The sequence below is a fragment of the Trebonia sp. genome, from assembly GCF_030042015.1.
Taxonomy (GTDB): domain Bacteria; phylum Actinomycetota; class Actinomycetes; order Streptosporangiales; family Streptosporangiaceae; genus Trebonia.
This window is the reverse complement of record NZ_JASIAL010000405.1, coordinates 1-2,544: the sequence shown is the minus strand read 5'-3', so window position 1 is coordinate 2,544 and position 2,544 is coordinate 1. Positions and strand designations below refer to the sequence as shown.

The window sequence follows — 2,544 nt, the reverse complement described above, 5'->3', positions numbered from 1 at the left end:
CGCGAGATCCCGGTCGCGCGACTGCCGGCCGCGACGGTCATGTGCTGCTCGACAAGCGTGCAGGCGACCCCAAGCTCGGCGAGCCCGAGGGCCGCCGCGTAGCCCGCGGGGCCGGCGCCGACGACCACGACGCCAAGGTGCTCGACGGTCATCGAAGCCTGCAGCGGTCAGCGATCAAAGTACTCGGCGTCACGTGGAGTCCGCCTCTATGGTGGGAAACGTCAACCCATGATAGACATGCGGCCGGCAATCGGTATACTGCACGTATGCTAGTCGGTGCCGTACTCCCGGGCAGGCCACAGGAGTAGGAGGCGAGCTGAATGTCTACCCTCACCCCGCCGACGGCGGAGCAGGTGCTGCAGGGCGTCCCGACACACATGCTGATCAACGGCCAGTGGCGCGAGTCCGCCATCGGCGAGACGTTCGAAAAGCTCAATCCCGCTAATGAGACGGTGCTCGCGACGCTGCCGTCCGGCGGCGCCGCCGACATCGACGCGGCGGTGCGGGCCGCCCGCGCCCAGTTCGACGGGGGCGAGTGGTCGAAGCTGCCCGCGCCCGCGCGCGCGGCTCTGCTCTACCGCCTCGCCGAGCTGATCGACCGCGACGCGCAGCGGATCGCGCAGCTGCAGGTGCACGAGAGCGGCCAGCCGATCCACGAGCCGCTGATGCTCGACCTGCCGCAGGCCGCCGAGACCTTCCGCTACTACGCGGGCTGGTGCGACAAGATCGCCGGCAGCGTGCTGCCGGTCCCCAGTGTCCTCGGGCAGCCGGCGCACGCGTACACGATCAGCGAGCCGGTCGGGGTCGTCGGGGCGATCATCCCCTGGAACGGCCCGATCCTGATCACCAGCTGGAAGGTCGCTCCGGCGCTGGCGGCCGGCTGCACGGTCGTGATCAAGCCCGCCGAGGACGCGATGCTGACGATCCTGTACCTCGGCAAGCTGATCGGGGAGGCTGGCTTCCCGCCCGGCGTCGTCAACATCGTGACCGGCTTCGGGGAGACCGCCGGCGCCGCGCTGGCGTCGCATCCCGGCGTCGACAAGATCTCCTTCACCGGCAGCCCGGAGGTCGGGCGGATCGTCGCCAAGCTCGGGGCCGACACGATCAAGCGCGTCACCCTTGAGCTCGGCGGGAAGACCCCCCAGATCATCTTCCCCGACGCCGACCTCGATGCCGCCCTGACCGTCACGGCGATCGGGATCTTCGCCAACCAGGGTCAGATCTGCGCGGCGGGCACCCGCGTGCTGGCGCATCGGTCGCTGTACGACGAGGTGGTCCAGCGGCTCGGCGCCGCGGCCGACTCGATCGTGCTCGGCGATCCCTTCGACGAGACGACCCAGATGGGGACGCTGATCAACCGCAAGCAGTTCGAGCGGGTGCTCGGCTACATCGACATCGGTCAGCGCGAGGGGGCGCGGCTCGTTGCCGGCGGCGAGCGGGCCAGGGACCGCGGCTACTACGTCAGGCCCACGATCTTCGCTGACGCGTCCAACGACATGCGGATCGCCCAGGAGGAGATCTTCGGACCGGTCGGCACCGTGATCCCGTTCGATGACCCGGCCGAGGCGGTCAGGCTCGCCAACGGGACCAACTACGCGCTGGCGGCGACGATCTGGACCCGGGACATATCGCGCGCGCACCTGCTCGCGCGCGAGCTGCGCGCGGGCGCCGTGTGGGTGAACTGCTGGGGAGTCGTCGACCCGCGGCTTCCCTGGGGCGGCGCCGGGCGCAGTGGCATCGGCCGTGAGCTCGGGTGGTCAGGCATCGAGGACTGCACCGAGGAGAAGGTCGTGACGATCGCCCTGTAGGGACGAGACCGGATCCCGACTCCTGAGGAGATTGATACGTGGACAGCAGCAGGCCCAAGGTCGGTTTCGTCGGTCTGGGACACGCGGGCTGGCCGATGTGCGGCAACGTCGTCAAGGCCGGCTATGACGTGACCGTCCAGGACGTCGACCAGGAGCGAGCGCGGACGTTCGCCGGCGAGCACGGATGCAGGGCGGTCGCCAGCCCGCGGGGCCTGGCCGGGATCGAGGTGCTGGTGACGATGCTGCCCAACGGCCACGTCGTGCGCGAGGTGGTCCTCGGACCCGAGGGCGCGGCCGACGTGCTCGCCAGCGGAGCGATCGTGGTCGACACCAGCTCCTCGGACCCGTTCGGAACACGTGAGCTCGGTGCCGAGCTGGCTGGTCGCGGCCTCACCCTGCTCGACGCGCCGGTGACGATGCCCGAACCCGGCGGCGCCGCCACGGCGCACATCACGATCATGCTGGGCGGTGACGACACCGACGCGATGGACCGGGCCGAGCCGGTCATCCGGACGATGTGCAACCACCTGTTCCGGGTCGGCCCGCTCGGCGCCGGACACGCGACCAAGACGCTCAACAACTACACGTCGGCTGCCGGGCTGGTCGCGGCGCTCGACTCGCTGATCATCGGCCAGAAGTTCGGGCTGAACCCGGCGACGACGCTCCAGGTGCTGAACGCCGGCACCGGGCGGAACTTCAGCACCGCGTTCGCGCTCCCGATGGAGGCGCTGACGCG

3 protein-coding genes are annotated in these 2,544 nt (G+C 70.2%); 2 read left to right on the top strand and 1 reads right to left on the bottom strand.

Annotation, left to right across the window (positions count from 1 at the left end):
- A partial coding sequence (locus Q1N79_RS30795) for an FAD-dependent monooxygenase (protein ID WP_367185128.1) occupies window positions 1–152 on the bottom strand: 152 nt, incomplete at its 3' end.
- A gap of 168 nt (window positions 153–320) precedes the next feature.
- Between Q1N79_RS30795 and Q1N79_RS21885 the strand changes: the two genes are divergently transcribed.
- Both Q1N79_RS21885 and Q1N79_RS21880 read left to right on the top strand, forming a co-directional pair.
- Entirely contained in the window at window positions 321–1,808 is a 1,488-nt protein-coding gene (locus Q1N79_RS21885; protein ID WP_300611848.1) for an aldehyde dehydrogenase family protein, read from the top strand.
- Between the two features lie 38 nt (window positions 1,809–1,846).
- Window positions 1,847–2,544 (top strand): NAD(P)-dependent oxidoreductase (locus Q1N79_RS21880; protein WP_300611846.1); only part of this gene is annotated, 698 nt, incomplete at its 3' end.

Bases quoted from the DNA above. Each gene is read 5' to 3' on its own strand.
- Q1N79_RS21885 (WP_300611848.1), top strand. From the start codon at position 321: ATGTCTACCCTCACCCCGCCGACGGCGGAGCAGGTGCTGCAGGGCGTC.